The sequence below is a fragment of the Halorubrum laminariae genome (genome assembly GCF_024494655.1).
GTDB classification, from domain to species: Archaea; Halobacteriota; Halobacteria; order Halobacteriales; family Haloferacaceae; genus Halorubrum; species Halorubrum laminariae.
Genome location: NZ_JANHDL010000039.1, coordinates 1 through 1,370, shown reverse-complemented (window position 1 = coordinate 1,370; position 1,370 = coordinate 1). Strand labels below are relative to the sequence as shown.

Here is a 1,370-nt window from a genome sequence, read left to right as displayed (position 1 = left end):
GCAGTCCTTTCTAGCGGGTGTTTCATGCGCAAAGTAGTGAATAGAATATGTGGGTCAAATCTATCCTCAGAGATTCTGAGTAGTTGTGACAGTACAATCACCCATCCTACTATTTTGATTTAGCACCAAAAATACCAATAGTAGCCAGTGTATTTGTCGGGATGCCACTAATGGAGCGAGATAACTTCGACGAGACGGCTCCCGGTGAAATCGTTCCCACGACGACACCGAAGGGGACATATTCGGCGTTCCGCCCTGACCCGCTCCCCCCCTCAGTTAGCACTGAGCAACTCATTACACCGCTGGCGGAGGCGACACAGGCACTTGGTCGACTCCATGGTATCGGCCCACGTGTCGGCTCAAGAGAGATCCTAATCGAGCCGTTCATCCGAAAAGAAGCGCTGGAATCCTCGCAAATCGAAGGCACACATGCGACCCTCTCAGACATCTACGCCTATGAGGCTGGACAGGAGGCGCTCATCGACGAAGACAGACAGCAGGGTACCCAAGAAGTCGTGAACTATCTGTACGCGCTGACACACGGATTGGATGCGATCACAGCTGGCGACCCAATCACCGTCGAATTGCTATGCGAGATGCACGACCGGTTGCTTTCGGGTGTCCGTGGGGATGAGGCTGACCCAGGGGAACTCCGTACGACGCAGAACTTCATCGGCAGTACGCCATACATCCAAGACGCCAGGTACGTGCCGCCGCCACCGAACGAAATCCCAGACCTTCTCGAAGACTTGCTCGAGTATGCGAACCAAGAGACGAATCTGCATCCACTTCTCCGAATCGGGCTGACCCACTACCAGTTCGAGACGATTCACCCGTTTCTCGATGGGAACGGACGGCTCGGGCGGCTATTGATCAGTCTCCTGCTACAACGTGACGGTCTCTTGCCCGAGCCGTATCTCTACCTGAGTTCCTATTTCAACGCACGGCGGTCAGATTACGTTGATCATCTCTTGGCAGTCAGTCAGCACGGTGAATGGGAAGAGTGGCTTCTGTTTTTCCTGCGTGGCGTACAGTCGCAAGCGGACGAGGCCCATCAGCGGGCCAACCTGCTAGTCGACCTACGAGAAGGCTATCAACAGCGCTATCAGAGCGAGCGGTCTGAGAACATCCTCGAACTGGTGATGCGGCTCTTCGAAGATCCGTACCTTGACGTGAATACGGCGGCCGAGTGGTTAGATGTCGAATACAGCACGGCCAACCGACTGATCGGACAGCTCGAAGATGACGGAATACTCGAAGAACTCACCGGGAAAGACCGGAATCGGTTCTACCGGGCGAGCGAAGTCTTCCAAATCATCAACAAGCCGATCGACCAACTCTGAACCACTGAGCAGAGAGGGCTTGAGGCA

General features: G+C 54.6%; 1 protein-coding gene. It reads left to right on the top strand.

Going from position 1 to position 1,370, the window contains the following annotated elements; all coding sequences use genetic code 11:
* Positions 1–170 precede the first annotated feature (170 nt).
* Complete coding sequence (locus NO887_RS18445) at positions 171–1,343, top strand: Fic family protein (protein WP_256419621.1); 1,173 nt, start codon at positions 171–173, stop codon at positions 1,341–1,343.
* Positions 1,344–1,370: the final 27 nt, after the last annotated feature.